At 43.1% G+C, this 620-nt stretch carries 1 protein-coding gene; it reads left to right on the top strand.

What is annotated here, in order from left to right:
• A partial coding sequence (locus N2K84_RS20200; RefSeq protein ID WP_282593644.1) for a transposase occupies positions 1-620 on the top strand: 620 nt, incomplete at both ends.

A 620-nucleotide genomic window follows, 5' to 3' on the forward strand; every position in this document is an offset into this window, starting at 1 on the left:
ATGTTGCTTCCTCCAAGCCTGGAAGAGATGGTTCCGTCGAATCATCCTGTCAGGGTTGTGGATCGGGTGATCGATCAGATCGATATCCATCCATTAATTAGCACCTATAAAGGAGGCGGCAGCTCTGGTTATCATCCGCGGATGTTACTCAAAGTTATGGTTTACGCTTATTTGCGCAATATTTATTCCAGTCGCCAGATGGAAGATTCGCTCAAGGAAAACATCTACTTCATGTGGCTTAGCGGAATGAATAAGCCAGATCACAATACTATCAATCGTTTTCGGGGCAAGCGACTTGAAGGGCACCTGAAAGATATTTTCTCAGCCGTAGTTCTATTGTTGTCGGAAGAAGGCCATTTGAGTATTAAGGAAGTTTTTGTTGACGGGACCAAAATTGAAGCCAATGCCAATCGCTACACTTTTGTTTGGGGAAAAGCCATTGCCTCCCAAAAACAAAAAATCAAAAACCAGCTTGAATCGCTGTGGTCCTATGCACAAAACGTTTACAACACGGAGTTACAGGAACCCGAAGCGCCAGACTTTACAGAGATTTCAGCAGAAAAAGTTGAAGAAACAATCCGGCAAATCAATCAAAAGCTGAAAGATAAAGAGATCGACAA

Origin of the sequence: Gaoshiqia sediminis, from assembly GCF_025907915.1 — a bacterium.
Lineage (GTDB): Bacteria > Bacteroidota > Bacteroidia > Bacteroidales > Prolixibacteraceae > Gaoshiqia > Gaoshiqia sediminis.